This window comes from Microvirga aerilata, from assembly GCF_016743775.1.
GTDB lineage: Bacteria > Pseudomonadota > Alphaproteobacteria > Rhizobiales > Beijerinckiaceae > Microvirga > Microvirga aerilata.
The window spans coordinates 18,327-43,206 of record NZ_JAEQMY010000016.1 but is presented as its reverse complement, the minus strand read 5'-3'; the positions used below and the strand labels follow the sequence as shown (position 1 = coordinate 43,206).

Genomic DNA, 24,880 nt, shown 5'->3' with positions numbered 1-24,880 from the left:
CAGGTCCTGCCCGAGCAGAACCATGAAGCCGCCCGCCAAGCTGCCGAGCCGCAGCGCCAAAACCGCTCTCGACCGGATCGACCTTCTGATCCTTGAAGCCCTCCGTCAGAATGGGCGCATCACCTATCAGGCCCTGTCCGAGCGCGTGGGCCTTTCCGCGCGGCCCTGCCTCGAGAGGGTCAGGCGGCTCGAGCAGAAGGGCGTGATCCGGGGCTACACCGCGCTGGTTGAGCCTTCCGCTCTCGGACACGACATCATCGCGCTTGCCGGAATCAGCATGCGCGACCCTTCGACCGGAACCCGACAACGGCTCGAGCGGGCCCTGACAGCCAATCCGGCTGTGGTCGAATTGCAGGTCGTAAACGGCGAGTATGATTATACGGCCCGGATCGTTGCCCCGACGCTTGCGGCCTACGAGGCTCTGACCGAGGCGTTTCTGGCCGATCCGGGCTTCGGAATCGGGCGCATTCATACGACCTTCGTCCTCAAAACCCTCAAGGACTTCGACGGCTATCCCGTGGCCGACAACCGGTCTTGAGGCATTCGCGCGAGTGAAACGACAGAATCTGCTGTCTCCGCAGGGAATTTCAGCCTCAACCGGAGCGGTGATCCCTTAAGCTTGTCCATGGAGGAACCCATGGACTTCATCACGCTCGAAAAATCCGTCACGGCCGCCAACTACGACCCCCTGCCGGTGGTTCTGAAAGAGGCGAAAGGGGTTTGGGCAACCGACGTCCAGGGGCGGCGCTACCTGGACATGATGAGCGCCTATTCGGCGGTCAGCCTCGGTCACGCTCACCCGCGCATCCTGAACGCGATGATGGAGCAGGCGTCCCGGCTCGCCGTCACCAGCCGCGCCTATCACACGGAGCTGCTCGGTCCCTTTCTAGAGCGCCTCGTCCAAGTCACCGGGCTCGATATGGCGCTGCCGATGAACACGGGCGCGGAGGCCGTCGAGACGGCCATCAAGGCCGCCCGACGCTGGGGCTACCGGAGGAAGAAGATCGCCAGGGACCAGGCCGAGATCATCGTCGCCGACAACAATTTCCATGGCCGCACCACCGCTATAGTCGGGTTCTCGTCCGACGAATCCTATCGAGAGGACTTCGGCCCGTTCACGGGCGGTTTCAGGCTCGTTCCCTTCGGGGATGCCGCCGCAGTGGAACAGGCGATCACCGCCAGCACCTGCGCTGTTCTCATCGAGCCGATCCAAGGCGAGGCCGGCATCGTGGTGCCGCCTGAAGGCTATCTGAGGGAGCTTCGCGCCATCTGCGACCGGCACGACGTCCTCCTCATCCTCGACGAGGTTCAGTCCGGCCTCGGACGGACGGGGCGCTGGTTCGCCCATCAGCACGAGGGCATCAAGCCGGACGGCCTGATCCTCGGCAAGGCCCTGGGCGGCGGCGTTTACCCCGTGTCCGCCTTCGTCGGCACACGGGAGGTGATGGAGGTGTTCAATCCGGGCTCTCACGGGTCCACCTTCGGCGGCAATGCCTTGGCTGCACGGATCGGATTGGAGGCCCTTGCCGTTATCGAGGAGGAGCGCCTCGTCGAGCGGAGCGCCGAGATGGGGGATTATCTCCAGGATCGCCTGCGCGCCATGCGCAGCAATATCGTGAAGGATGTGCGCGGCCGTGGCCTGTGGGTCGGCGTGGAGGTCGACGCCAATGTCGTTTCCGCCCGGGCCGTGTGCGATGCGCTGCTCGAAAACGGCGTTCTCTCGAAGGACACCCATGGAACGGTGCTGCGCTTTGCACCGCCTCTCACCATCACCCGCGATGAGATCGACTGGGGGATGGAACGGATTGAGCGGGTTTTCGCCCGCGCCATTCATTGATGCATAAGGACGAATATTGATGGCACAGAACCTGAAGAAGAATGCCGAGCCCGCCACCCGCGAGCAGCGCCTGGAGGCTTTTCAGCCGCTGTCCGGCATGGTTGTGCCGCGCTTTGCCGGCATCTCGACCTTCATGAGGCTGCCCTACCTTGCACCGACCCAGGCACCCGGCGAAATCGACATCGCGCTTCTGGGCATTCCGTTCGATGGAGCGACCACCAACCGTCCGGGCGCCCGCCTCGGCCCGCGCCAAGTTCGCGAGGCCTCCTCGCTCATGCGCCTCGTCAATTACGGAACGCTGGTGGCGCCTTACGATCTCTGCGCCTGCGCGGATGTGGGCGACGTTCCGGTCAATCCCATCGATGTGCAGGACACGATCCGCCGGATCGAGGCAGAGGTGGCCTATCTCCACCAAGGCGGCGTCACGCCTCTGTCCATCGGCGGCGACCACATCATCTCGTACCCGATCCTGCGGGCCCTCGGGTCCAAGGGACCGCTCGGCATGATCCATGTGGATGCCCACAGCGATACGGGCGATACCTATTTCGGCGGCCAGAAGCTCACCCACGGCACCCCCTTCCGCCGTGCGATCGAGGACGGTGTCTTGGACCCGGAGAGGGTGGTGCAGATCGGCATCCGCGGCACCATGTATTCCGCCGACGAGCGTCAATGGGCTCTCGACCAGGGCATCCGCATCATCGACATGGAAGAAGTGGCGGAAAAGGGCATACCTTATGCCATCGCCGAGGCCCGCCGGGTTGTCGGAACGGAGCCGACCTATTTCACCTTCGACATCGACTCCATCGACCCGGCCTTTGCACCGGGCACGGGAACGCCGGAGATCGGCGGCTTCACGAGCCGCGAGGCTCTCCAGCTCGTGCGCGGCTTCCGGCACCTGAATCTGGTCGGCGCCGACGTGGTCGAGGTCTCGCCTCCGCTCGATCAAACCGGCGGCACGGCCTTGGTGGGCGCATCCATCGCTTTCGAGCTCCTGTGCCTCCTGGCGGAGGCGAGGGCGGAGCGCACCGCGAAGGAAACCCGGCTGAACGTGGTTTGAGATAGCCTGCCCTCGTGCCCGGATCTGTGCCGGGCGCGACGGCGACGTTTCAACGCTCTCATGGCGGCGGGCTTTTGCGCAGGCATTGCTGCGCGGCCCGGGATATGCGCGTCTGATCCTCGGGGCTCGTCGTGTTGCTGAGAACCTTCTGCCAGAGATCGCTCTCGCGCAGGCTCTCGACCGTGCACGAGCACAGGGTGCGGCAGGTCTGAGGCCCGCTGTTCTGGAGGCAGATCGCCTGGCATTGGTCCATGAAGGGCTGCGCCTCGGCTACGCGGTTGGGACCGACGATCTGCAACACCCCGTAGAGCACCGTGAGAAGAGCGATCTGGTGGGTGAGATAGATCGGCAGGCTCTTGCGTCCGGCCCACACCAGGATCCTCGCGAGCGGGTTGCCGGCACGCCAGCGCGCAAGCGCCATCGTCTCCCCTCGCGCCAGCAGCATCTGGCCTGCCGCAGCGCCGATCAGGACGAGCCCGAACCAGGGAAAGATCGGCACGTAATCGTTCGTCACGGGATCGGAGGAGCCGAGGCCCAGCCAATCGAGCCAGGGCTCGTCGAGGGCAGGGCTCGTAAAGAGCCAAGGCGCCGCAAGGCAGAACAGGGCAAAGCCCAAGATGAGGGCAGGGGGCAATCTCAAGAACGGCAAGGCGAGGACGCTTGCCGCGGCAATGCAGTGAAGAATGCCGAAGAAGATGTAGCTCTGGGGAAATGCGAAATACGTCACCAGGGTCACGGCCAGGGCCGCGCCGCCCACCTTCATCAGACGCTTGAGAAAAGGCAGGCGCCGAAAGCCCTGAAGATGGGCAAGGGTAAGGCCGAAGCCTGCCAGCATCAGGAACGAGCCCGCGATGCCCCGTGCGAACCAGCGCCAAGCCGGAATCTGAAGGATGTTGGTTTCGATCAGCCGCAGGAAGCTCAGATCCCAGCTGAAATGGTAGACGATCATCGCCGCAATCGCGATCCCGCGGGCGACATCGATGGCGTCCCAGCGCTGGGATGCGGCGGTTCGGGCCAGGGGAGGGGCGTTCACGTCTGTGTGTCTCATCCGTTGGGGGATTCCATCCCGGTCTGCGGGCCTTATCTGAGTGAGATGACCGAGAGCCTTGCCGCGTCAATCGCCACACTTCAGGAAATGATTCAAGACGCCCGGATCATCGCCGGATTCACGGGGGCGGGAATTTCGACTGAGAGCGGCATTCCGGACTTCAGATCTCCGGGCAGCCCTTGGATGAGCAACAAGCCGATCCCATTCGATCTTTTCCGTCAGAGCGCGGAGGCCCGGCGGGAGGCATGGCGGCGCAAGTTCGTGATGGACGACATTTATAGTGGTGCGCGCCCGAGCCGGGGGCATCTGGGCTTTGCGGCCCTTGTTGCCTCGGGCTGCATGCCGGCGGTGATAACTCAGAACATCGACGGCCTCCATCAGGAGTCCGGTCTTGCCGAGGAGCAGGTGATCGAGCTGCACGGCAACGGCACCTATGCCCATTGCCTGGCCTGCGGCCGCCGTCATGAACTCGATTGGGTGAGGCGTCATTTCGAGGCCAGCGGCGATCCGCCCGAATGCGTTGCCTGCGGCGGGATCCTCAAATCGGCCACCATTTCTTTCGGGCAGGCCATGCCCGAAGGACCGATGCGGCGGGCGCAGAAGCTTGCCGCATCCTGCGACCTGTTCCTGGTCGCCGGATCGTCCTTGGTGGTCTATCCCGCTGCGGCTTTTCCGGCCTTCGCCAAGGAAAACGGTGCGCAACTGGTGATCGTCAACCGCGAGCCTACACCCCTCGATGAGGCCGCGGATCTGGTGATTCATGCGGAAATCGGATCGGTATTCTCAGTATTTTTTTAGTGGTTTCAAGAACATGCAGGTTGCCGAAAATTTCATCGCCCTGCGAGGCGCGTTTGTGGCTTCCCCTGATTCAGGACGATGTTATCCTCTTTTTAAGAATCGGGTTCATGATTCGAGTTTGGGTTATTTCATGACTAGCGATTACGGCTCCAATTCTTTCACTCTCCGAGGGGAAAATTCCTCTTTCGATCAGGGCCACCGCGAGGTTGCCCAGTCTTCCCCGGAGGAAAGCGCTCTCGAACTTGTTCAGGTCAGCGGCCGCATCAAGTGGTTCGACGTGGCCAAGGGCTTCGGCTTCATCGTGCCCGACAACGGGATGCCCGACGTTCTGCTGCATGTGACCTGCCTGCGCAGGGACGGCTACCAGGCCGCCAACGAGGGAGCCCGCATCGTGGTCGAGGCGGTTCAGCGCCCCCGCGGCCTCCAGGCCTTCCGCATCGTCTCACTCGACGAGTCGACCGCTCTCCACCCCTCCGAGCTTCCGCTGCCCCGCACCCATGTTCAGGTGGTGCCCACCAGCGGCCTGGAGCCTGCCATCGTGAAGTGGTTCAACCGGCTTCGCGGCTTCGGCTTCCTCACCCAGGGCGAGGGCAAGCCGGACATCTTCGTCCATATGGAAACCCTGCGCCGCTATGGCATCGCCGAGCTGAAGCCGGGTGAGCGGGTGTTCGTGCGCTTCGGCGACGGCTCGAAGGGGCTTATGGCCGCCGAGGTCCGCCTGGCCGAAATGGCCCTGCCGCACTCCCACTGATGAGCCTTCCCGTGCTGCAGCGGTTGCGGCCGGTTCTTCCGGCTCTTGCGTTCTTCGTGCTGATCGCAGGCGCGGTCTATGCCCAGGCCCTTGAGACCCTTTCCATTACGTCCCAGGGCGGGCAGAAACAAACCTTCCGGGTGGAGGTTGCCCGCAACGATGCCGACCGGGCGCAGGGGTTGATGTACCGCCGTTCCATGCCGGCCGACCAAGGCATGCTGTTCGACTTCGGCCGGGTCGAGCCCGTCTCCATGTGGATGCAGAACACTTATCTGTCACTCGACATGCTGTTCATCCGCCCCGATGGCACCATCGCCCGCATAGCCGCCAACACGGAGCCGCTCTCCACGCGCACGATTCCCTCGGGCGAACCCGTTCTGGCCGTTCTGGAGCTGAATGCCGGCACGGCAGCCCGGCTCGGGATCAAGGCAGGGGACCGGGTCGAACACCCGGTTTTCAAGCGCTGATCGGGGCTTTGTCTCGAATGCCTAAGAAATTGAGATGCGCAGCCGCCTTTGTCCTGGGCACGATCCTGGCGACCTCTTCGGTGGCGGAGGTCCGCCGGCATTCCATGAGCAATATTTCCCAGGAGCTCCTCCGGATCTACAACGCTGAAGATGCCTTGGCTCTCCATGGGCTTCTGGCTCCTTCCCTGCAAGCTAAATACCCTGTCGAGAGGCTTCGCACGGTGCTGACGCATTGCAGGGTGCTGACGCACGACATCTTTCGCCTCAGCACCCCTTCATGGGGCGCCCGGAGCTTCGGTTTCTTCGCCGTCTATACGGAGACTTCAATCTTCGAAATGGTTCTTGAGCTCGACGAGAGCGAGAAGATCGTCCACTGGGTGATCACGGACAATGTGACCTCCAGCAGCCAGCAGTGCACCGTCGACAATCTTTGATGAGGATCGACAGGTCCGCCTGAGCTCATCGGGCCTCTGGTATCCCCGTTTCCGTCAAAGATCATGGTGGAAGAGAGGAATCGGTCAGCATCATGGGAGTTGTCAGAGTGCCCAGCAGACCGTTCGTGCCGCCTCCTGCTTATGTTCTGCAATCGGAACTGGAGGGCTTGCACAGGGGTTCTCAAATCGATAGAGAAACCAAGCTGTTGAGGAATTCGGGGTGTAGCGCAGTCTGGTAGCGCATCTGCTTTGGGAGCAGAGGGTCGCGGGTTCAAATCCTGCCGCCCCGACCATCTTCACCGGACGAGTCTTGGAGAAAGTCCAAAACCAATGCCTGCACGGATCTACAAGCCTGCCAAATCCGCCACTCAGTCCGGAATGGCCCGGACCAAGCAATGGCTCCTCGTGTTCGAGCAGGACAAGCCGCGCGAGATCGAATCTCTCATGGGCTGGACGAGCTCCGGCGACACCCGCCAACAGCTCCGCCTGTGGTTCGACACGAAGGAGGAGGCTATGGCCTACGCCGAGCGCGAAGGCATCGCCTACCGGGTCGAGGAGCCGCACGAGATCAAGCGGCGGACGATTTCCTACTCCGACAACTTCAAATTCAACCGTGTCGGCCCCTGGACCCACTGAAGTCCAGGCCTGCGACCGGATGGCCACGTAGCTCAGCTGGATAGAGCACTCGCCTTCTAAGCGAGATGTCGCAGGTTCGAGCCCTGCCGTGGTCGCCATCGCGTTCGTTGCCGCAGATGATGCGAGCCCGTCACTTCTAGGGCATACACCCTGCATCCTCGGCAGATGCTTGGCGGCTCGTCGAAACCACTGCCCCGCCCGACAGTTGACGCCTCGTAGGGAAGTGGCTTCCCGGTCAAGGATGAGCAGTGGCACACCTCGGAGCTGATCGCCGTTATCAATGGTCGGGCTATCTTCTGGGCTTTGCGCTCGGGGGCTTTTTCGACGGCATCCTGCTTCACCAGATCCTTCAGTGGCATCACCTTCTGAGCACGATCAACACCGACGACATCCGCTTCCAGGTTGCCGCGGACGGTTACTTCCATGCCCTGATGTATGGTGTTGCGGCCATTGGACTGTGGCTGCTGTGGGCGTCGAGAAGTGCTTCCGGCCAAGCGTCAGGCCGCCTGCTGCTGGCCTTCATCCTGATCGGCTTCGGCGCCTGGCATGCCGTCGATGCAGTCCTCTCCCATTGGCTGCTGGGCATCCATCGCGTCCGCATGGACAGGGGCAATCCTCTCTTTTGGGACCTTCTGTGGCTCGGCCTGTTCGGGGTCGCGCCCCTCATCGTCGGCCTCGTGATGAGGGGGCCCCGGGACGGCGGGTCGTCGGGGCTCCGCTCGTCGGGGGCTGCTCGGTCGATCGCTGCCCTGCTGGTCACCGGGGCAGGGGCCCTGGCTCTTTGGCCGCCGCAAGGCAGTGAGTTCACCACGGTGCTGTTTGCCCCGGGAACCAGTCCGGCCCGCATCTTCGGAGCCATCGCGTCGGTCGATGCGCGGCTGGTCTGGACGGACCCGAGCGGAGAGCTGGTGGTGATCCGGATGGCGGAGGGGCGGTCAGGACTGAAGCTGTTCGGGCAGGGCGCAATCCTCGTGACCGGCGCCGGCTTGCCGGCCGGGTGTCTCAATTATCTTCGGGTCTGATCCGTTCCTGCTCGGTCCTTGTGCGCCTTCACGGAACTCAGTCATGGCCGGGTTGTTCATGCTTGAGGCCCGAGACCTGCTGCCTGCCTTGATCAAACGGTCAAGACTTTAGCTCCCGATGGTACAGCGCGTTCTGAATGTTCCGAAGAGCAAAGTGGTCAAGCGCATCCTCCTCGTCGCCGGCCGGGCCAGCCGGTGAGGCCCGTGCCGATGGAGCCTCCGGCGGCGCAGGCCACGGCGTCTCCAGCCGCGCAGGCACCCGGAGCGCGGCCATGATCTCGAAGTTCTTCATCGACCGTCCGATCTTCGCTTCCGTCCTTTCCATCACCATCGTGCTCGTCGGCCTCATCGCCATGAGGATCCTGCCGGTCGCGCAATATCCTGAGATCGTGCCGCCGCAGGTGGTGGTTTCGGCCACCTATCCGGGAGCGAGCGCCCAGACTACTGTCGAGACCGTCGCGGCTCCCCTGGAGCAGCAGGTCAACGGGGTCGAAGGCATGCTCTACATGCAATCGACGTCCACCGGGTTCGGCTCCCAGAACTATTCCACGGTTGCCACCTCAACGGGGCCCCGACCGTGCCCATCGGGTGAGCCTCCCCTCGGAGGCGGAGTTCCGGCAGTCGCCCGAGGGCCTGCAGCACGTGTTCGTCCGCTCCAGCAACTGCACCATGGTGCCGCTCAGCGTACTTCTCACCACCACACGCACGGTGGGAGCGGACGTGGTCGACCGGTTTAATGTGTTCCCGGCGGCGAAAATTCAGGGCAGCCCGGCCCCCGGCTTCTCGTCGGGCAGGCGATTGCCGCCATGGAGCAGGTGGTGGCGCAAACCCTGTCCTCCGACTACTCGGTCGGCTGGACCGGGTCCGCGTATCAGGAACTGCAATCGGCCGGCACCGTATCGCAGGGGTTCCAGCCGCCATTCGGTCGGAACAGGCATGATCGGCGGCATGCTGGCCGCCACCTTCCTGGCGATCCTGTTCGTGCCGCTGTTCTGCCGGCTGGTGACGCGGGAGCGCAAGCGCGTGGACAAGGCAGGGGCTCCCGTCATGCCCGAGGCCGCATCGGCGAAAGACCTTTAGACTGAAAGCATGACGCACCCGGCGCCCAGTTCGTCAGCGCTTGCGAAGCCGCTCGATGGCGTCGCGGTGTGCGGCAGGGTCCACGTCGTACTCGGCGGCGAGGCGCTTGACCTCGTTCTGCCGCTCCTCGGCCGAGAGTTTGGGGCTGAGGCTTGCGATAGCTGCCAGGAAGGACGCACCGGCCAGAACTGGATCGCGGCGCCGGGCCGCCTGCTCGCGCTCCTTCTTCTGGTCCGCCTGCCGCTGCTTGTAGGTGTCCAGCGGTCCGAAGGCCCGCAGCGCCCGATTGCGCAGGGCGGGGGCGGGAAGGTCATGCTCTTGGGCAATATCCGGCAAGGCCTGCTCCGGGTCCTCACCGGCCAGCAGCGCCTCCGAGAGTTCTTCGAGAGCGGAAACGAACGGATCCATCGCTGCCCCTTTCAGATTGGTTTCATCATCAACGGACGGTGATCCGTTCGGTTCGGGGCAAAGTGTTGCCGGGGGCGTCAGCCGCCCAATAATCCCTGCCACGGAACTCCTTCCGCCCCATCTCGAGAACCTGAACGGACCCCATCAGCCATGACCGAACGGATGCAGGAGCGCCACGATCCCTATCTCTGGCTGGAGGAAGTGGAGGGCGAGGAGGCTTTGACCTGGGTGCGCTCCCACAACGAGATCACGCAATCAGCTCTCTGCGATGCCGCTTTCGATGCCGACAAGAAGGCGCTCTACGAGATCTCGACGCGTCCCGACAACATTCCCTTCATCACACGCCGGCGCGGGCTGCTCTACAATTTCTGGCAGGATGCCGCCCATGTGCGCGGCCTGTGGCGGCGCACCACCATGGATGAATACCGCAAGCCGGATCCGTCCTGGGAGACGGTGCTCGACATCGACGAGCTTGCCCGCGCCCAGGGGGAGGATTGGGTCTGGAAGGGCTGCGGCACGCTCCAGCCGGAGCAGCGCTATGGTCTGGTGAGCCTATCCCGAGGCGGCGCGGATGCGGTCGTGACCCGGGAGTTCGACCTTGTCGAGAAGCGCTTCGTCGAGGGCGGCTTTGCCTTGCCTGAGGCCAAGGGCGGGGCTGCATGGCTCGACCGGGACCGGCTGCTGGTCTCGACCACCCTGGGCGAGAATGCCGCCACCGCCTCCGGCTATCCCCGCACGGTGCGCCTCTGGCGCCGCGGCACGGATTTCGGGCAGGGGCCGTTGCTTTTCGAAGGCGAACCCAGCGACATCTACATCTCCGCCTCCGTCGACCTGGAGCCGGGCTTCGAGCGCACCTTCTACCGCCGCCAGATCACCTTCGAGGAAGGAATCAGCTACCTCGCGCAAGGTGACGGCCCGCCCCGGCTGATCGATCTTCCTCTCGACGCCCGGTTCGACGTCGAGAAGGACTGGCTCGTGGTGAAGCTCAAGAGCGATTGGGCTCTGCCCGGGCGCACCTATCCGGCCGACGCGCTCCTGGCGATTGGCTTTTCCCGCTTTCTCGACGGCGACCGGGATTTCGAGATGCTGTTCGAGCCCGGGGCCAGGCGCGTGCTCTCCGGGTTCTGGTGGGCGAAATCCAGGCTCGTGCTCACCGTGCTCGACAATCTCGCAAGCCAGATCTGGCTTGCCACGCCTGGACCGTCTGCCACGGCTGAGGCCTCCTGGAGCCTGGAGCGGCTGGAGGGGTTGCCGGACACCGCTTCCGTCCACGCCATGTCCCTCGATGTAGGCCAGCTCGAACGCACGGACGAGCTTCTCCTCTCGATCTCGAGCTATATAGAGCCGACGAAGCTTGCTTTGGTCACGGAAGACAACCGGATCGAGGTGCTCAAGGAAACCCCTTCCGCCTTCGATGCCTCCGCCCTGGAGGTCACGCGGCACGAGGCCGTATCGGTGGATGGCGAGCGCATCCCCTATTACCAGATCGGGCCCAAGAACCAGGATGGTCCACGCCCGACCGTGCTCTACGGCTATGGCGGCTTCTCGGTCTCGATGACACCCGGATATATGGGCGGCGTCGGCAAAACCTGGCTTGAGCGCGGGAATGTCTGGGTGGTCGCCAATATTCGCGGCGGCGGCGAGTTCGGAGCGGCCTGGCACAAGGCGGGCATGCGCGAAGGCAAGCGCCTGTCTCATGACGATTTCGCCGCGATTGCGCGCGATCTCGCGGAGCGCAGCGTCACAACGCCGGGGCAGCTTGCAGCCTACGGTGGCTCGAACGGAGGCCTGCTCGTCGGCAACATGCTGACCCGCTTTCCGGAGCGCTTCGGGGCCATCTGGTGCACCGTGCCGCTCCTCGACATGCGACGCTATACGAGGCTCCTGGCCGGCCCGAGCTGGGTGGCCGAATACGGCGATCCGGAAAAGCCGGACGATTGGGCCTACATGGCGGGCCTCTCGGCCTATCAGAACCTGGAAGAGGGGAAGGCCTATCCTCCGATGCTGCTCGTCACCTCCCGGCGCGACGACCGCGTTCATCCCGGTCACGCCCGCAAGATGGCGGCAAAGCTCGAAGCCATGAAGCAGCCGGTGTTCTTCTACGAGCCCGACGACGGCGGGCACGGGGCGGCCAACAAGGAGCAGGCGGCTTTCCTGTCCGCCTTGGGCTTTGCGTTTCTCAGGAGGATGCTTGGCGGCAAGCAGAGCGTCTGAAGCGCTGTCTTATAACGCCGACACGCCTTGAGGGGCAGGTAAGGATCGCCCCCGCGGCGTTTGACGCGATCCGGCAAACAGTTGATCCGGCACAATCCGGCTCCGGGTGAGGCGGAGACGATTGGCAGGAGACCTTTGGCATGGGCTTCCTGTCGCACTCCCCGTTCGAAGAGGCTTCCGGTCGGGCATGACCCGTTAGAACGGGCTCACATACGATTCCTGTCCCATCGAAACTGCGGCTGCAGCTGCCGCGGAACGGATTGATCATGCCTACGCCTCAGCCCTGGGGACCCGAGATCCTCGTCAGTAATCCGCCCGACAACATGCAGACGCGGCCTGAATTCCACGCGCTCAACAATGGCGGGTTTGTCGCCGTGTATGCATCCTCCACGGATTCCGGCAGCGATATCCGTGGACAGATCTTCGATGCTGAGGGCGCAAAGGTCGACGGCGAGTTCATCATCAACACGACGGCGACCGGTTACCACACCATGCCTGCGGTTGCCGTTCTGTCCGACGGCCGGTTCGTGGTCACCTGGAACTCCAGTGGCGTTGAAGGGGAGCAGTTTAGCCGAGTCCGCGCCCGTACTTTCGACGAGGACGGCACCGCCGATGCCGGCGAGTTCTACCCCAAGGTCGAATGGCCCTGGAGCAACGCGACCTCCCCGTCGGTCACGTCTCTGAGCAACGGCGGCTTTGCCGTTGCCTATGCGGAGCAGTACGGCCATCTCCCCCGGATCGAGATGACCTTCTACGATGCGGACGGTCATGCCGATCCCACCGTCAGGGACCTCACCGTCAACAATCCGGCCTCCGCGCTCACCAGCACGCCGAGCATCGCCTCCCTGAGTGACGGCAGCGTGGTCGCTGTCTACGTGAACCAGGATCATGACGGCACCGGGCGCTCCGACAACGAAGTGCGCGGGCGGATCGTTACGGCAGCGGGTGCCACCTCCGCCGAGTTCACGATCCCGGACGTCACAGCCGGCACGCAGATCGACCCGACAGTAACGGCGCTGTCCGGGAACCGCTTCGTGGTGGTCTGGACACACTGGAATGCACAGGGCGCCAGCTTTCCCTACAGCATCAAGGCCCGGATCTTCACCGTCGACAACTCAACCCTCAGCAGCGATATCGAAATCGAGGTCGACGTCACAGATGCCGGCGACGTGGGCTATCCCGTAGTTTCCGCCCTGTCTGATGGGGGCTTCGCGGTAGCCTATGCAGATACGTCCAGCGGTGACTCGGACATCCATGTGGTCATGTTCGACAGCACCGGAGCCGCAAGCGGCAGCGAAGCCGTAGCGAATACCGGAACCGTCGGCACGCAATGGTATCCCACCCTCACAACCCTGAAGGATGGACGGATCGTCGTGGGCTGGGAGGACCAACCTGGCACTGATTGGAACGACCCCGTCAACATCCGCGCCCAGATTCTCGATCCGACGGGGTAGGGCGGAGGCGGCCAGACGATCAACGGCGACGAGGAGGACAACACACTCACCGGTACGGATTTCGCCGACGTTCTCAGCGGGCTGGGCGGCAACGACCATCTCGATGGTGGTCTCGGCGCCGACGAGATGCGGGGTGGCGCTGGCGACGACTCCTACGTGATCGATACTCTTCTGGACAACGTCATCGAAACCGCTGATGGAGGCCGGGACAGGATTGTGCTGGGCGGCAGTCTGTTGGCCGGCGGCAGCTTCAGCCTGGCCGACTATGCGAATGTGGAAGAACTCCACTTCCATGGGCAAGCTACCGGGCGTCTGACGGGCAACTCGCTGGATAACATGATCTTTGGCGGCATGGCCGCCGATATGATCGATGGCACCCTTGGCGCAGACGCGATGCTCGGCTTTACCGGCAACGACATCTATACTGTCGACAATGCAGGCGACCGGGTGACGGAAATCGAGAACGGCGGCTTCGATACGGTGCTGAGCAGCGTCAGCTTCACTCTCGGGTAGCATGTCGAGGCGCTTGTCGCAACCGGATCGGCTGCCGTCGCCCTCACCGGTAACGGCCAAGCCAATACCCTGAAAGGAAATTCAGCCGCGAACGTGCTGGACGGTGGAGAAGGGGCCGATACGCTCAACGGCGCAGCGGGGATCGACACGGCTTCGTACATGATGGCCGTGAGTGGCGTAACGGCAAGTCTAGAGACACCAGGCACGAACAGCGGAGCCGCCGCCGGCGACATCTATGTCGAAATCGAGAATCTCACCGGCTCCGCTTTCAACGATGCCCTGACTGGAAACGCTGCCCGCAACGTGCTGCAAGGCGGGTTCGGCGGGGATCGCCTCAACGGCGGTGCCGGCGAGGATCAGCTCCTCGGTGAGGCCGGCGCCGATACACTGGATGGCGGTGCAGGGGCGGACAGTCTCTTGGGCGGTCTGGGTGACGACACTTTCCTGGTCGACAATGCCTCGGATCTGGTGAGCGAGAGTGCAGGGGGCGGCCTGGACACGGTGCTGGCATCCTCGTCTTTCGTGCTTTCGGCCTCTGCCGAGGTGGAGGTGCTGCAGCTCTTGGGGGTGTCGAGCCGGGCGAGCTACACCCTGACCGGCTCGGACACCGCCAACGAGATCACCGGCCATGCGGGCACCAACCTGCTCCAGGGGCAAGGCGGCGACGACGTGCTGAAAGCCTCCTTGGGCCATGACCGGGTCCATGGCGGCACCGGCAACGACAAGGTGTATGGCGGGGACGGCAATGACCGGCTCTACGGCGAGGCCGGCAAGGACGTGTTCGTGCTCGACACAGGGGCGAACAAGCGCACCAACGTGGACAAGCTCTACGACTTCAAGTCAAAGGACGACAGCGTCTGGCTGGACAACCAGGTCTTCACCAAGCTGGGCGCCGGCACCGCCTCCAAGCCCAAGAAGTTCAAGGCCGACATGTTTGTGGAGGGCAACAAGGCGCAGGACCGGGAAGACCGGATCGTGTACGACAAGAAGACGGGAGCTTTGTACTACGACCAGGACGGCACCGGCTCCAAAGCCCAGGTGAAGATCGCCACGCTGACCAACAAGGCAAAGCTCTACTACCACGACTTCTTCGTGATCTGAAGATGATCGAAGTCTGGGGCTTCTCCAGTATGCCCGCCCGGACCGATCCGGGCGGGTTTTTCTTTGAATGTGATAAAAACTGATGTGAATGAAATCCGTCAGCGGGCGCGGATGCCTTGATATTCTGCTCTGCCGTCAACATATAAAACTGCAGGAAATACCGACACTTCAATGCATTGAGCCTTGGGCTGATGCACGGTCAGGAACCTTCCTGAAGATCCGGGCGCCACCGCCCGGCAGCGCCCCCGAAAACAACTTTGCCCTTCCGGAGTTTACTCCGGCAAGCCTGATAAGGCAGTGGCAGATGCGTTCAAACGAGGCCGGAGCAGCGAAAGTGTGCTCCGCCAATCGGAATTGTGAATGTCCAAGCGATCGAAGAACCTTGTCAGCATCAATCACCTGCCTGGAATCCTGCTTGCCAGTACGGCCGAGTGCGAGCGCTGGATCGAGGCGGGTCTGATCCCTGTTGCCGAACGTCGGACATTCCAGAAGCGTGGGCGCACCTTCGAGGCGCCCATGTTCGATCCCGACGTGGTTGCGCAGCTCGCGGCCGAGGTTGCCGCCTGGCGGATGCGGGCTGCGAATGGTGAAGGCGAGAGCCGCTCCGGCTCCAGCTTGAGGGATCCCGATCACCCGACCGTCCAGCCGATGGACGACGCAGCCCATCGGCGGCGTCAGAGCATCCTCGCGCCCGTTCGCAAGAACACGAGCATTTACGTGGCTGAGGATATCCGCAAGATCGAGAGCGGCCGCTGGAAGCCGGAGCGCGTCTTTGCCGGCTACCGTGCGGTGTTCGGTCTGCCCATGCAGATCCTGCCCGACCGCGATCCCATCGACATTATGGTCGAGTTCGCCTTTGCCGAGCCCCTGGAAGTCGCGGCTGCCGTGCTGTCGCCGGCACGGGTCGAGCGGGCCGAGATGGCTGCTGCGTCCGATGTTCTCGAAGCCAGGATCATCGAGCTGCGGGACGCCACGTTCGCAGCCTGCGAGGGGGAGCTGGCAAGCTGGCGCGACGAGCTTGAAACCTATCTTGCCGCCTACGAGGACACCGAAGAACGCCAAGCCATCCTGAGCGGCATCCGATCCGCCCTCGACAAGCTCGACCGAATCCATGCCTCCGACAAGGGTGGGCCGGCCGGTGCCGGGCGCAAGCTGCGCCAGAAGCTCGACGATCTCCGCTCGAAGGCCGCCGCCAGACGGCTCCGGCACCTGCGCGAGGCTCAGATCCGCGAGGCCTCCGGATATGAGCGCTATGCGGCGATCTTTCCGGTGGCTCGTTCGCTGAACCGCAGGTTCCTGTTCCTGGCGGGTCCTACCAATTCGGGCAAGACCTATGAGGCCCTGAAGCTCGCCGGCGAGGCCGAGACTGCCGAAATCCTGTCACCCCTGCGGCTCCTCGCCCTGGAGCATTACGAGCGCATGAGCGAGGAGGGCTTTGCCGCCGGCATGGTGACGGGTGAAGAGCGTGTTCTGCCTGACGAAGCGACGCATATCGCCCGCACCATCGAGACGCTGGACCTCCACCGCGTCGTCGATGTTTGCGTGATCGACGAGGTTCAGATGCTGGGAGACCCCAACCGGGGCTGGGCTTGGACCCAGGCCATGATCGGCGCTCCCGCCCGCCTCGTGGTTCTGACCGGCGCGCCGGAGGCGATCCCGCTCGTGGAGCATCTGCTCGCGATGACCGGCGAGCCCCTGGAGGTGAAGATCCTCAAGCGCAAGGGCAAGCTTCGTGTCGAGGGCGTCCCGGCCAATCTCAAGAAGCTGTCCCGCGGCGATGCGGTGGTGGCCTTCACCCGTAGGAATGTGCACGATCTTCGCGCACAGCTGGTGCAGGCCGGGCGCACGGTCGCAACCGTTTACGGCGCCCTCGGGCCTGAGGTGCGCAGGGCCGAGGCCGCGCGCTTCCGCAACGGCGATGCCGAAATCCTCGTTGCGACCGACGCCATCGGCATGGGGCTGAACATCGGCCCCTTGCGGCGTGTGGTGTTCTCGACCCTGCGCAAGTTCGACGGCGTGCGCGAGCGGCAGCTCACGACCATGGAGATCAAGCAGATTGCCGGCCGGGCAGGGCGCTTCGGGCACCACGACGAAGGTCTCGTGACGGCGCTGCCGGAGGTGGGAGCCTACGCGCAGGTTGAGACCATTATCGGGAATGCCCTGAAGGGCGATGCCGGCAAGCTGCGGGGCAAGGCCTATGTCCGGCCGAACCAGGAGACGGTGCTGGCTGCAAGCGACGTCCTGCAGACCGACCGGCTCGGCAGAGTTCTGCGGCACCTGAACGACACCCTCGTGGCCGGTCACCCGGATCTGCGGATGGCCGACATGGAGGAGATGATCGAACTGGCGACGCTCCTCGATACGGTGGACATGCCGATCCTCGACCGCTTGTCCTATTCGATGGCGCCCGTTGACGGGCGTGAGAAGCTGGCGGTCGAGCTTCTGCTCGACTGGGCCCGGCAACATGCCCGGTTTGGGCGGGTTCAGGCGCCGGATTTCGGCGTGAACACGGACCTTTTGAAGCTGGAAGCCCGGGTCAAAATCGCCACGAGCTGGCTTTGGCTGGCGCAGCGCTACCCGGACGTGTTCGAGGATGTGGAAGCCGTGGTGGACCTGCGGGCAACCCTCAACGCGAAGATCGAGGAGAAGCTGGTTGCGACCTCGGTTTCGCACCGGCGCAAGCCAGACGAGAAATCGCGTCGCGACAGGGGCAAGAAGCCCCAGCGGCAGCGAAAGAACCGGCGCAGTTGGGCCGATGCCGATCCGGTCGAGGTGGAGCAGCGTCGCGTCCGGGGGCAGTAGCCTAGGCGGCGAGTTCCTGCTCCACCAGCGCGACCCAGAAGGCGACACCTGTCGGGATCGCCTCGTCGTTGAAGTCATAGGCTGTGTTGTGGTGGAGCGCTCCATCGACGGCCGGACCGTTCCCGAGCCACACATAGGCTCCGGGGGCTTTTTCGCCGAAGAAGGCAAAATCGTCGCCTGCGGTCGATGGCTCGAAATCGGTCACGACCTTGGGGCCGCACACGGCCTGCGCGGCCTTGAAGGCGCGCGCCGTCGCATCCGCATGGTTGATCACCGGCGGGATGCGACGGCGGAACTCGTAAGCCGCTTCGATGCCGAACATGGCGGCGACGCCGCGCGCCAGCCGCCCGATCTCGATCTCGAGCTGATCGCGAACTTCTGCGGAATAGGCACGGGCCGTGCCGCCGATCTCGACCTGATCCGGAATGACGTTGAGGGCTTGCGGGTCGCCTGCCTGAACAGAGCAGGCGCTCACCACCGCAGGCTGCAGCGGATTGACCACGCGTCCGACGATGGTTTGCAGGGCGGATAGGAAATAACCGCTTGCGGTGATCGGATCCTTGCCCAGATGAGGCTTCGCCCCGTGGGTGCCCACGCCCTTGAAGGTCACGTACCAGGTATCGGACGAGGCAAGCTGCGGACCTGCGGTGACGGCCATCTCGTCGACCGCCAGTCCCGGCATGTTGTGCAGCCCGTAGACCGCGTCGCAGGGATAGAGCGCGAAGAGCCCGTCCTCCACCATCTTCTTCGCGCCGCCGCGGCCTTCCTCCGCCGGCTGGAAGATGAAGTGCACCGTCCCTGAGAAGTTGCGGGTGCGCGCCAGATGGCGAGCCGCTCCAAGCAGCAGGGTCGTGTGCCCGTCATGGCCGCAGGCATGCATCTTTCCAGGTATTGTCGACTTGTAGGGGCGCTCGGCCTGCTCCGGCATGGCAAGGGCGTCCATGTCGGCACGAAGGCCGATGGTACGCGTACCGTTGCCCACCTGCAGGGTGCCGACGACGCCGGTCCTGCCCAACCCCCGATGCACCCGAAGTCCTGCCTCCTCCAGCAGAGAGGCGACGATCCCGCTCGTCCGCTCTTCCTCGAAGCCCAGCTCCGGATGCGCATGGAGATCCTGGCGGAGGCTGCGCAGGAATGATAGGTCCGCCTGGATGAGGTCCTGAAGGGGCATCGTTCTGCTGTCCTGGAAATGCCGGCTGAATCGTTCGATACAGCGGCAGAGGACAGGTCACAATCGTCCTGTGCGAACCCGAATGAAAGACACGTGCGATGCAGCCCCACGATTTCTGGCAGGAGATCCATCCGCCCCTGTCCTTCGAGCGTCAGCCGGCTGACGGGCATCGCGGCTTCTTCCCGGCGGAATTCGAGGATGGGCGCCAGCTGCGCCTTCCGATCAGGGAACTGGCAGACGGGGAGCAAGCCCTGGCTTCGCTCATCGTCAACCAGGCGGGTTTTGCCGTCGAAGAGGCGCTGAGCGCCAGCCTCGCAGAGAAGGTCCGTCCTTTCGAGCCGGAGGTGGTGGTCGGCCTTCCGACCCTCGGCCTTACCCTGGCGAGCGGCACGGCCAAGAGGCTCGGGCTCAGCCGCTACGTTCCCCTCGGGACATCGCGGAAGTTCTGGTATCGGGAAGAGCTTTCCGTGCCGATGACATCCATCACGAGTCCGGAGCAGACGAAACGGCTCTATCTCGACCCGCGCATGCTGCCCCTGCTTGAAAACAGGCGGGTCCTGCTCATCGACGACGTGATCAGCAGCGGCCGGTCCATCACCGCCGCACTTGAGCTGCTCGCCCGATCCGGGATCAGGCCGGTCGTCATCGGCGCGGCGATGCTGCAGACCGATGCATGGCAAAAGCCGCTCGCGGCCATGGATCTGCAATGGCTGGACCGCGTCGTCGGCGTCCTGAGGACACCACGTCTGAAGCGCTTGGCGGGAGGCGGTTGGGCCGCCGAGTAGACCGATTCCGAATTGCAAGCATTTTGGGCAAAATGGCGATAAGGTGGGCAGGAGCCCGGGGGAACAGGGCTTTCCCGGGCCGGCGGTTGTGCTAATGCCTGATGCCTATAGCGAATGACTTCGTCGGAAGGCGCAGTGCCAATATTGCCCTTCAAAGGGGATGCCGCTTCGGTATCCTTGGTCTTGAAACACTGAAACCTGGGAGATCCTGAGATGTTAGGGCGTTGGCGCAATCCGATCGCGAGCATGGCCTTGGTTGTGACGGCGCTGTCCGCCGCCCCGACCATGGCGCAGAACAAGACCCTCACGATCTCCTGGTGGGGATTCAATGGCGACAAGCTGGAAGAGATTGTCCTCAAGCCGTTCCGTGCTCAGTGCGGCTGCGAGCTCGTCTTCGAAACGGGCAACAATGCCGACCGCCTGAACAAGATCAAGATCCGCGGCGGCGGCGGCGTGGATGTGGTCTACCTCACAGACAGCTATTCGCAGATCGGCATCGCCGAAGGACTGTTCCAGCCCGTCGATCGCTCCAAGATCCCGAACCTGAACGGGATATACGAGGTCGCCCGCGCTCCTCAAGGCCAGTTCGGCCCCGCCTACACCATCGGCCGCGTCGGCATCATCTACGACAGCGCCAAGGTGAAGAGCCCGATCACCTCCTGGAACGACCTGTGGCGGGACGATCTCAAGCGCCGCGTCTCGTTGCCCGGCATCACCACCACCGCCGGCCCGATGACGGTTCTGGTCGCCGCCAATCAGGCGGGCGTCGATCCCTATGAGAACGAGAAGGCGGCTTTTGCGGCCATCGAGAAGCTCAAGCCCAACGTGGTGAAGAACTACAACACCGGTTCCGAGCTCGTGAACCTGTTCTCGACCGGCGAGGTCTCCGTGGCCATGGCACAGGACTTCACCCTGGCTCAGATCCAGGCGGCGGTGCCGACTGCCCGTTGGGCGGAGCTGAAGGAGGGCGACTACGCCACCCTCAACACCATCAACATCGCCAAGGGCGCTGCCAATCCCGAACTGGCGCATCAGTTCATCAACTTCATCCTCGATCCCAAGATCCAGCAGACCCTGGCCGAGCGCGGCGTCGATGCTCCGGTTGCGACCGCAGTGCAGTTGAAGCCGGAAGAGGCAGCCCGCTGGACCTATGGCCAGACAATGATCTCGTCGTTGAAGCGCATTGACTACGAAAAGCTCAATGCCGCCAAGACCGACTGGCTCGATGCGTGGAGCGAGGTCTTCGGACGCTGATCCTGCGACAATGACAAAGAGACGCTTTCCGCGCCTGCAGGGCGCAACCGGGTGGGCGCTGTCGGCACCCGCCACTCTCGCGGTGCTCGGGTTCCTGCTCGTGCCTATCGGGGCGGTGATCGCCGGCACCTTCATGGACCCGCGCGGGGTGTTTGCCCCTTACATCTCCTACTTCAACAGCGGCTTTCGTACGACCGTCCTGTTCAGGACGCTCCAGATCGCTGCTCTCACCACGATCATCTCGCTGATCTTCGGCTTCATGACCGCCTATGTGGTGTCGCGCGCGCCGGGCAAGCTGAAGAGCCTGCTGATCATCGCCGCCGTGTTCCCGCTGCTGACGGGGGTTGTGGTCCGTGCCTTCGCGTGGCTCATCATCCTGGGTCGCAACGGCATCTTGAACCAGACGCTGCTGGGTCTGGGCATCACCAGCGAGCCGCTCGAGATGCTTTACACCCAAGGGGCGGTTATCGTCGGAATGGTGTATCTTTTCGTGCCGCTCATGGTCCTGTCCCTGGTCGGCGTGCTGGAGAACATTCCCCGCGATGTGCTTCAGGCGTCCTCGTCCCTTGGCGCTTCGCCGATTGCCACCTTCTGGCAGGTGCTGCTGCCTCTTGCCGTGCCGGGCCTGATCGTCGGCGCGGTGCTGGTCTTCACCGGCAGCTTCACGGCTTATGCCACGCCGCAGCTTCTTGGCGGCGAGCGCCAGACCGTGCTGGCAACGCTGCTTCATCAGCGCGCCATGGTGTCCTTCGACTGGGTCGGCGCCTCGACGATCGCAGCCATCATGACGGTGATCACCATCGCCATCGTGCTCGCCATGAGCCATATCGCCCGCCGCATCAATCCCATGGCGACCTGATGTCCGACAGACCTCATCCCTTTCTCATCGCCGTCGCGGCGCTGGTCTACTTCTTCCTGATGGTGCCGCTCGTCATCGTCGTAGGCGCCGCGCTCAGCGACACCACCTATCTGACCTTCCCGCCGCAGGGTCTCTCCTTGCGATGGTTCGAGAACATCTTCGAGATCAGCGCCTTCCGGCGAACCATCGTGACGAGTCTTCAGATCGCCTTCCTGGGCACGCTGATCGCCCTTATCATCGGCATTCCGGCGGCCTATGCGCTCAACCGCTTCCGGGTCGAGCTGCCGAAATGGCTCGGAACGCTCTTCGTGCTGCCGATCCTGGTGCCCGAGATCGTGTTCGGCTTTGCCCTGCTGAAGTCGCTCACCGTCGGGGCGGGGGTGCCGATCTTCGCGGCCCTCCTGATCGGCCACACGCTTCTGGTTCTGCCTTATGTGGTGCGGGTGATCAGCGCGAGCCTCGCCTCCTTCGACTTTTCCATCGAGGAGGCGGCGATCAGCCTGGGCAGCGCGCCGCTCAAGACGTTCTTCACCATCGTGATGCCGAATGTGAGGGCAGGGGTGATCGCAGCCTTCATCCTCGCCTTCATCACCTCGCTCAACGACGTCTCGGTGTCGCTCTTCCTGACGGGTCCCGGAATCAGCACCCTGCCGATTCAGATCCTGGCGCATGTGGAGCAGTTCTTCGATCCGACCGTCGCGTCCGTTTCCGTGCTCCTGATGTTCCTCACCGTGGCCGTGATGGCCGTGGTGGAGCGAACACTCGGCCTCACCTTTCTTGCGAAGTAGCGTCCTGTGACACAGCCTCTCGATATCCATGCGGTCTCGGCCCATTACGGGACCACCAAGGTTCTTGAAGACCTTTCGCTCTCGGTCCAGGCTGGTGAACTGGTTTCCCTTCTTGGCGCCAGCGGCTGCGGCAAGACCACGACCTTGCGCCTCATTGCCGGGTTTCTGTCGCCAACCAGCGGATCGATCAAGCTTGGAGGAAGGGATCTGACGCGCCTTCCCACTCATAAGCGCGACATCGGCCTCGTCTTCCAGAACTATGCCCTGTTCCCGCACCTGTCCGTGCTCGACAATGTCGCCTTCGGCCTCAAGCAGCGGGGGCTTGGGGCGTCCGACCGGCGCAAGAGTGCCCTTGCCATGCTGGAGCGCGTCGGCCTTGCGCCCTTGGCGGAGCGCACCCCTGGGGCGCTCTCGGGTGGGCAGAAGCAGCGCGTGGCGCTGGCGCGGGCGCTCGTCATCGAGCCGCCGCTTCTGATGTTCGACGAGCCCCTGTCCAACCTCGATGCCAAGCTCAGGGTCGAGATGCGCGTCGAGATCCGCCAATTGCAGCGCGCAAACGGCACCACCTCGGTCTACGTGACCCATGACCAGGAGGAGGCGTTCTCGATCTCGGACCGCGTCGCGATCATGAATGCCGGCCGCCTCATGCAGTTCGACCGCCCGGAGGTGCTCTACAGGCAGCCGGCCAACACCTTCGTGGCAAGCTTCGTCGGATTCGAGAACATCATCCCGTTCACGGTCGTAGGCCGCGAAGGCGAGACGGTCACGGCGGAAACGGCGGGCATGCGGCTGCGCCTCTCGCAAAACGCATTCGGAGCCATTCCGGACACGTTCCTGCTTGCAACGAGAGCCGATGGCCTGATGGTTTCCACCGATCCCGCAGCCGAGGGTATCCCGGCGCAACTGGGACTGAGAACCTATCTCGGTCGCGCCTATCAGTATCAATGCGAGACGGCCGCCGGGCATCTGGTTGCCAATGGCAGCCTGACGGCGCCTTTGGATCCGGGAACCGGCGTGAAGCTGGTGCCGGTGCCGGAGCAGTGCAGCATCCTCATGCCCGACGAGGCCCGCTGATGGCATCCACGATCATCAGGAACGCCTGCCTTCTCCCGATCGACGAGACCATGACGGTCATCGAGCATGGTTGGGTCCACATCGAGGGCAGCACGATCCAGGCCCTTGGTTCGGGCGAGCCGCCGCAGGTGGAAGGCGCGGAGGTGATCGACGTCGCGGGCGACGTGGTCATGCCCGGCATGGTCAATCCGCATGCCCATCTGGCGATGACCTTGTTCCGGGGTCTCGGCGAGGACGTGGACGACCGGCTGTTCCGCTATGTGCTGCCCATGGAGCGCAAGTTCGTCACGCCCGAGATGGTCCGCGTGGGCACGCTGCTCGGCGCGCTCGAATCCATCGAGGCCGGCGTCACGACGATTGCCGATATGTACTACTACGAGACGGAGGTCGGGCGGGCTCTGGACCAGGCGGGTCTGCGCGGCGTGGTCGGCCAGACGCTGGCGACCTTCGACCCGCCGGATCACAAGACCATCGATGAGGGCTTTGCCCTCGTCGAGGAGCTGGTGGCCGAGTTCTCCGGGCACGAGCGGATCCTCGCCTCCATCGCGCCTCATGCGCCTTACTCCACCGACATCGAGGTCATGGCCCGGGTCGCGCGCTGGGCCGAGGCGCATCCTGGGGTGCCGGTGCAGCTCCATCTCGCCGAGATGGACAGCGAAATGGAGTGGTGCCGCAAGAATCACGGCCTGCGTCCTGTTGCCGTCGTCGAAAAGGCAGGCCTGCTGCTGCCTGGGCTGATCGCAGCCCATTGCCTGCACATCGACCTCTTCGAGATCGAGCGCATGGCGAGAGCGGATGTGCGGGTTGCCCATAATGCGCGCTCGAACGCGAAGGCCGGACGCGGCATCGCACCCGTCGAGTCGATGCGCGCGGCAGGCATCAAGGTGGGCATCGCCACGGATGGGCCGATGAGCGGCAACACCCTCGACCTGTTCAGCCAGTTCGGACCTGTCTCCATGTTCCAGAAGCTGCTCGGGCACAGCCGCAAGCCCATGCCGGCGGCCCAGGTGATCCGCATGGCAACCCTTGAGGGCGCGCAGGTGCTGGGTCTCGATGGCCGCATCGGCTCGCTCGCGCCCGGCAAGCAGGCGGACCTCATCCGGATCGATCTCTCCGCACCGCGCATGCAGCCCGTCTACGACATCTACGCGACCCTCGTGTTCTCCGCGATGCCGGCTGATGTCCAAGACGTCATGGTCGGTGGCCGCTGGATCATGCGCGGCCGGAATGTGGAAAGCCTGGAGCGCAAGAAGATCCTGCGCGATGCGGGCCAGATCGCGGCAGCCTTCCGGGCCGAGATGGCCCGGATTGACGCGGCCGATTGATG

General features: G+C 63.9%; 24 protein-coding genes, 2 tRNA genes and 3 pseudogenes. 26 read left to right on the top strand and 3 right to left on the bottom strand.

Going from position 1 to position 24,880, the window contains the following annotated elements; genetic code table 11:
- Positions 1 to 22: 22 nt before the first annotated feature.
- From JKG68_RS13230 to speB, 3 genes are all read left to right on the top strand, one after another.
- Positions 23 to 538 (top strand): Lrp/AsnC family transcriptional regulator, encoded by a 516-nt coding sequence (locus JKG68_RS13230; RefSeq protein ID WP_202060115.1) that lies wholly within the window; start codon positions 23 to 25, stop codon positions 536 to 538.
- Between the two features lie 99 nt (positions 539 to 637).
- On the top strand, positions 638 to 1,837 hold the full coding sequence (gene rocD / locus JKG68_RS13225) for an ornithine--oxo-acid transaminase (RefSeq protein WP_202060113.1): 1,200 nt from the start codon (positions 638 to 640) through the stop codon (positions 1,835 to 1,837).
- Positions 1,838 to 1,856: 19 nt separating this feature from the next.
- Entirely contained in the window at positions 1,857 to 2,894 is a 1,038-nt protein-coding gene (gene speB / locus JKG68_RS13220; protein WP_246515394.1) for an agmatinase, read from the top strand.
- A gap of 58 nt (positions 2,895 to 2,952) precedes the next feature.
- On the opposite strand, the gene JKG68_RS13215 is transcribed toward speB, so the two are convergent.
- Entirely contained in the window at positions 2,953 to 3,927 is a 975-nt protein-coding gene (locus JKG68_RS13215; RefSeq protein WP_202060111.1) for an acetyltransferase domain-containing protein, read from the bottom strand.
- Positions 3,928 to 4,029: 102 nt separating this feature from the next.
- On the opposite strand from JKG68_RS13215, the gene JKG68_RS13210 reads away from it, so the two are divergent.
- The 11 genes and pseudogenes from JKG68_RS13210 to JKG68_RS13165 all read left to right on the top strand — a co-directional run bounded on the left by JKG68_RS13210 (position 4,030) and on the right by JKG68_RS13165 (position 9,130).
- A complete protein-coding gene (locus JKG68_RS13210; protein ID WP_202060270.1) occupies positions 4,030 to 4,740 on the top strand; it encodes an SIR2 family NAD-dependent protein deacylase in 711 nt (236 codons plus the stop codon).
- A 130-nt stretch (positions 4,741 to 4,870) separates the two neighbouring features.
- Positions 4,871 to 5,491, top strand: coding sequence for a cold-shock protein (locus tag JKG68_RS13205; RefSeq protein ID WP_210346315.1), 621 nt, complete (start codon positions 4,871 to 4,873; stop codon positions 5,489 to 5,491).
- Positions 5,491 to 5,958, top strand: a complete 468-nt coding sequence (locus JKG68_RS13200) for a DUF192 domain-containing protein (RefSeq protein WP_202060109.1) — start codon at positions 5,491 to 5,493, stop codon at positions 5,956 to 5,958. Before JKG68_RS13205 ends, JKG68_RS13200 begins: the two co-directional genes overlap by 1 nt.
- Positions 5,959 to 6,062: 104 nt before the next feature.
- Entirely contained in the window at positions 6,063 to 6,392 is a 330-nt protein-coding gene (locus JKG68_RS13195) for a hypothetical protein (RefSeq protein ID WP_202060107.1), read from the top strand.
- A gap of 216 nt (positions 6,393 to 6,608) precedes the next feature.
- A tRNA-Pro gene (locus JKG68_RS13190) sits at positions 6,609 to 6,685 on the top strand.
- Positions 6,686 to 6,722: 37 nt separating this feature from the next.
- Positions 6,723 to 7,028 carry an ETC complex I subunit gene (locus JKG68_RS13185; RefSeq protein WP_202060105.1) on the top strand — a complete coding sequence of 102 codons (306 nt, stop codon included), beginning with the start codon at positions 6,723 to 6,725 and terminating at the stop codon, positions 7,026 to 7,028.
- A gap of 21 nt (positions 7,029 to 7,049) precedes the next feature.
- Positions 7,050 to 7,126: transfer RNA gene (locus tag JKG68_RS13180), tRNA-Arg, on the top strand.
- A gap of 150 nt (positions 7,127 to 7,276) precedes the next feature.
- Positions 7,277 to 8,050: a DUF2243 domain-containing protein gene (locus JKG68_RS13175; RefSeq protein WP_202060103.1), complete on the top strand. Its 774-nt coding sequence runs from the start codon at positions 7,277 to 7,279 to the stop codon at positions 8,048 to 8,050.
- Between the two features lie 275 nt (positions 8,051 to 8,325).
- Positions 8,326 to 8,622 (top strand): annotated as a pseudogene (locus tag JKG68_RS33425) (efflux RND transporter permease subunit); the annotation flags it as partial.
- A gap of 16 nt (positions 8,623 to 8,638) precedes the next feature.
- Positions 8,639 to 8,785, top strand: a pseudogene (locus JKG68_RS33420) (hypothetical protein); the annotation flags it as partial.
- 201 nt (positions 8,786 to 8,986) lie between these two features.
- Complete coding sequence (locus JKG68_RS13165) at positions 8,987 to 9,130, top strand: hypothetical protein (RefSeq protein WP_202060098.1); 144 nt, start codon at positions 8,987 to 8,989, stop codon at positions 9,128 to 9,130.
- A gap of 33 nt (positions 9,131 to 9,163) precedes the next feature.
- Here JKG68_RS13165 and JKG68_RS13160 read toward each other — a convergent pair whose 3' ends face one another.
- The gene (locus JKG68_RS13160; protein WP_202060096.1) at positions 9,164 to 9,538 is read right to left on the bottom strand and encodes a hypothetical protein; all 375 of its coding nucleotides are present in this window, start codon (positions 9,536 to 9,538) and stop codon (positions 9,164 to 9,166) included.
- Positions 9,539 to 9,688: 150 nt separating this feature from the next.
- Between JKG68_RS13160 and JKG68_RS13155 the strand changes: the two genes are divergently transcribed.
- The 6 genes and pseudogenes from JKG68_RS13155 to JKG68_RS13130 all read left to right on the top strand — a co-directional run bounded on the left by JKG68_RS13155 (position 9,689) and on the right by JKG68_RS13130 (position 17,622).
- Complete coding sequence (locus JKG68_RS13155; RefSeq protein ID WP_202060094.1) at positions 9,689 to 11,752, top strand: prolyl oligopeptidase family serine peptidase; 2,064 nt, start codon at positions 9,689 to 9,691, stop codon at positions 11,750 to 11,752.
- Between the two features lie 266 nt (positions 11,753 to 12,018).
- Positions 12,019 to 13,206 (top strand): hypothetical protein, encoded by a 1,188-nt coding sequence (locus tag JKG68_RS13150; RefSeq protein ID WP_202060092.1) that lies wholly within the window; start codon positions 12,019 to 12,021, stop codon positions 13,204 to 13,206.
- An 18-nt stretch (positions 13,207 to 13,224) separates the two neighbouring features.
- Positions 13,225 to 13,719, top strand: a complete 495-nt coding sequence (locus JKG68_RS13140) for a calcium-binding protein (protein WP_312890794.1) — start codon at positions 13,225 to 13,227, stop codon at positions 13,717 to 13,719.
- A gap of 57 nt (positions 13,720 to 13,776) precedes the next feature.
- A pseudogene (locus tag JKG68_RS34250) lies at positions 13,777 to 13,857 on the top strand (hypothetical protein); the annotation flags it as partial.
- Positions 13,858 to 13,878: 21 nt separating this feature from the next.
- Positions 13,879 to 14,820, top strand: a complete 942-nt coding sequence (locus tag JKG68_RS13135; RefSeq protein WP_312890793.1) for a calcium-binding protein — start codon at positions 13,879 to 13,881, stop codon at positions 14,818 to 14,820.
- Positions 14,821 to 15,180: 360 nt separating this feature from the next.
- Positions 15,181 to 17,622, top strand: coding sequence for a helicase-related protein (locus JKG68_RS13130; protein WP_202060086.1), 2,442 nt, complete (start codon positions 15,181 to 15,183; stop codon positions 17,620 to 17,622).
- Between the two features lies 1 nt (position 17,623).
- Here the strand turns inward: JKG68_RS13130 and JKG68_RS13125 are convergent, their stop codons facing one another.
- Positions 17,624 to 18,793, bottom strand: coding sequence for a M20 aminoacylase family protein (locus JKG68_RS13125; protein WP_202060084.1), 1,170 nt, complete (start codon positions 18,791 to 18,793; stop codon positions 17,624 to 17,626).
- A 98-nt stretch (positions 18,794 to 18,891) separates the two neighbouring features.
- On the opposite strand from JKG68_RS13125, the gene JKG68_RS13120 reads away from it, so the two are divergent.
- The 6 genes from JKG68_RS13120 (at position 18,892) to JKG68_RS13095 (ending at position 24,878) form a co-directional block, all read left to right on the top strand.
- Positions 18,892 to 19,578 (top strand): phosphoribosyltransferase, encoded by a 687-nt coding sequence (locus JKG68_RS13120; protein WP_202060082.1) that lies wholly within the window; start codon positions 18,892 to 18,894, stop codon positions 19,576 to 19,578.
- A 213-nt stretch (positions 19,579 to 19,791) separates the two neighbouring features.
- On the top strand, positions 19,792 to 20,832 hold the full coding sequence (locus JKG68_RS13115; RefSeq protein ID WP_202060080.1) for an ABC transporter substrate-binding protein: 1,041 nt from the start codon (positions 19,792 to 19,794) through the stop codon (positions 20,830 to 20,832).
- Between the two features lie 10 nt (positions 20,833 to 20,842).
- Positions 20,843 to 21,691: an ABC transporter permease gene (locus JKG68_RS13110; protein WP_202060078.1), complete on the top strand. Its 849-nt coding sequence runs from the start codon at positions 20,843 to 20,845 to the stop codon at positions 21,689 to 21,691.
- Positions 21,688 to 22,479, top strand: a complete 792-nt coding sequence (locus tag JKG68_RS13105; protein ID WP_202060266.1) for an ABC transporter permease — start codon at positions 21,688 to 21,690, stop codon at positions 22,477 to 22,479. Before JKG68_RS13110 ends, JKG68_RS13105 begins: the two co-directional genes overlap by 4 nt.
- 6 nt (positions 22,480 to 22,485) lie before the next feature.
- A complete protein-coding gene (locus JKG68_RS13100) occupies positions 22,486 to 23,553 on the top strand; it encodes an ABC transporter ATP-binding protein (RefSeq protein WP_202060076.1) in 1,068 nt (355 codons plus the stop codon).
- Positions 23,553 to 24,878, top strand: coding sequence for an amidohydrolase family protein (locus tag JKG68_RS13095; RefSeq protein WP_202060074.1), 1,326 nt, complete (start codon positions 23,553 to 23,555; stop codon positions 24,876 to 24,878). Before JKG68_RS13100 ends, JKG68_RS13095 begins: the two co-directional genes overlap by 1 nt.
- Positions 24,879 to 24,880: the final 2 nt, after the last annotated feature.

Bases quoted from the DNA above. Each gene is read 5' to 3' on its own strand.
- JKG68_RS13115 (WP_202060080.1), top strand. From the start codon at position 19,792: ATGTTAGGGCGTTGGCGCAATCCGATCGCGAGCATGGCCTTGGTTGTG.
- JKG68_RS13230 (WP_202060115.1), top strand. From the start codon at position 23: ATGAAGCCGCCCGCCAAGCTGCCGAGCCGCAGCGCCAAAACCGCTCTC.
- JKG68_RS13150 (WP_202060092.1), top strand. From the start codon at position 12,019: ATGCCTACGCCTCAGCCCTGGGGACCCGAGATCCTCGTCAGTAATCCG.
- JKG68_RS13210 (WP_202060270.1), top strand. From the start codon at position 4,030: ATGATTCAAGACGCCCGGATCATCGCCGGATTCACGGGGGCGGGAATT.
- JKG68_RS13095 (WP_202060074.1), top strand. From the start codon at position 23,553: ATGGCATCCACGATCATCAGGAACGCCTGCCTTCTCCCGATCGACGAG.
- JKG68_RS13195 (WP_202060107.1), top strand. From the start codon at position 6,063: ATGAGCAATATTTCCCAGGAGCTCCTCCGGATCTACAACGCTGAAGAT.
- JKG68_RS13135 (WP_312890793.1), top strand. From the start codon at position 13,879: ATGATGGCCGTGAGTGGCGTAACGGCAAGTCTAGAGACACCAGGCACG.
- JKG68_RS13200 (WP_202060109.1), top strand. From the start codon at position 5,491: ATGAGCCTTCCCGTGCTGCAGCGGTTGCGGCCGGTTCTTCCGGCTCTT.
- JKG68_RS13120 (WP_202060082.1), top strand. From the start codon at position 18,892: ATGCAGCCCCACGATTTCTGGCAGGAGATCCATCCGCCCCTGTCCTTC.
- JKG68_RS13110 (WP_202060078.1), top strand. From the start codon at position 20,843: ATGACAAAGAGACGCTTTCCGCGCCTGCAGGGCGCAACCGGGTGGGCG.
- JKG68_RS13185 (WP_202060105.1), top strand. From the start codon at position 6,723: ATGCCTGCACGGATCTACAAGCCTGCCAAATCCGCCACTCAGTCCGGA.
- JKG68_RS13130 (WP_202060086.1), top strand. From the start codon at position 15,181: ATGTCCAAGCGATCGAAGAACCTTGTCAGCATCAATCACCTGCCTGGA.
- speB (WP_246515394.1), top strand. From the start codon at position 1,857: ATGGCACAGAACCTGAAGAAGAATGCCGAGCCCGCCACCCGCGAGCAG.
- rocD (WP_202060113.1), top strand. From the start codon at position 638: ATGGACTTCATCACGCTCGAAAAATCCGTCACGGCCGCCAACTACGAC.
- JKG68_RS13160 (WP_202060096.1), bottom strand. From the start codon at position 9,538: ATGGATCCGTTCGTTTCCGCTCTCGAAGAACTCTCGGAGGCGCTGCTG.
- JKG68_RS13205 (WP_210346315.1), top strand. From the start codon at position 4,871: ATGACTAGCGATTACGGCTCCAATTCTTTCACTCTCCGAGGGGAAAAT.
- JKG68_RS13165 (WP_202060098.1), top strand. From the start codon at position 8,987: ATGATCGGCGGCATGCTGGCCGCCACCTTCCTGGCGATCCTGTTCGTG.
- JKG68_RS13125 (WP_202060084.1), bottom strand. From the start codon at position 18,793: ATGCCCCTTCAGGACCTCATCCAGGCGGACCTATCATTCCTGCGCAGC.
- JKG68_RS13155 (WP_202060094.1), top strand. From the start codon at position 9,689: ATGACCGAACGGATGCAGGAGCGCCACGATCCCTATCTCTGGCTGGAG.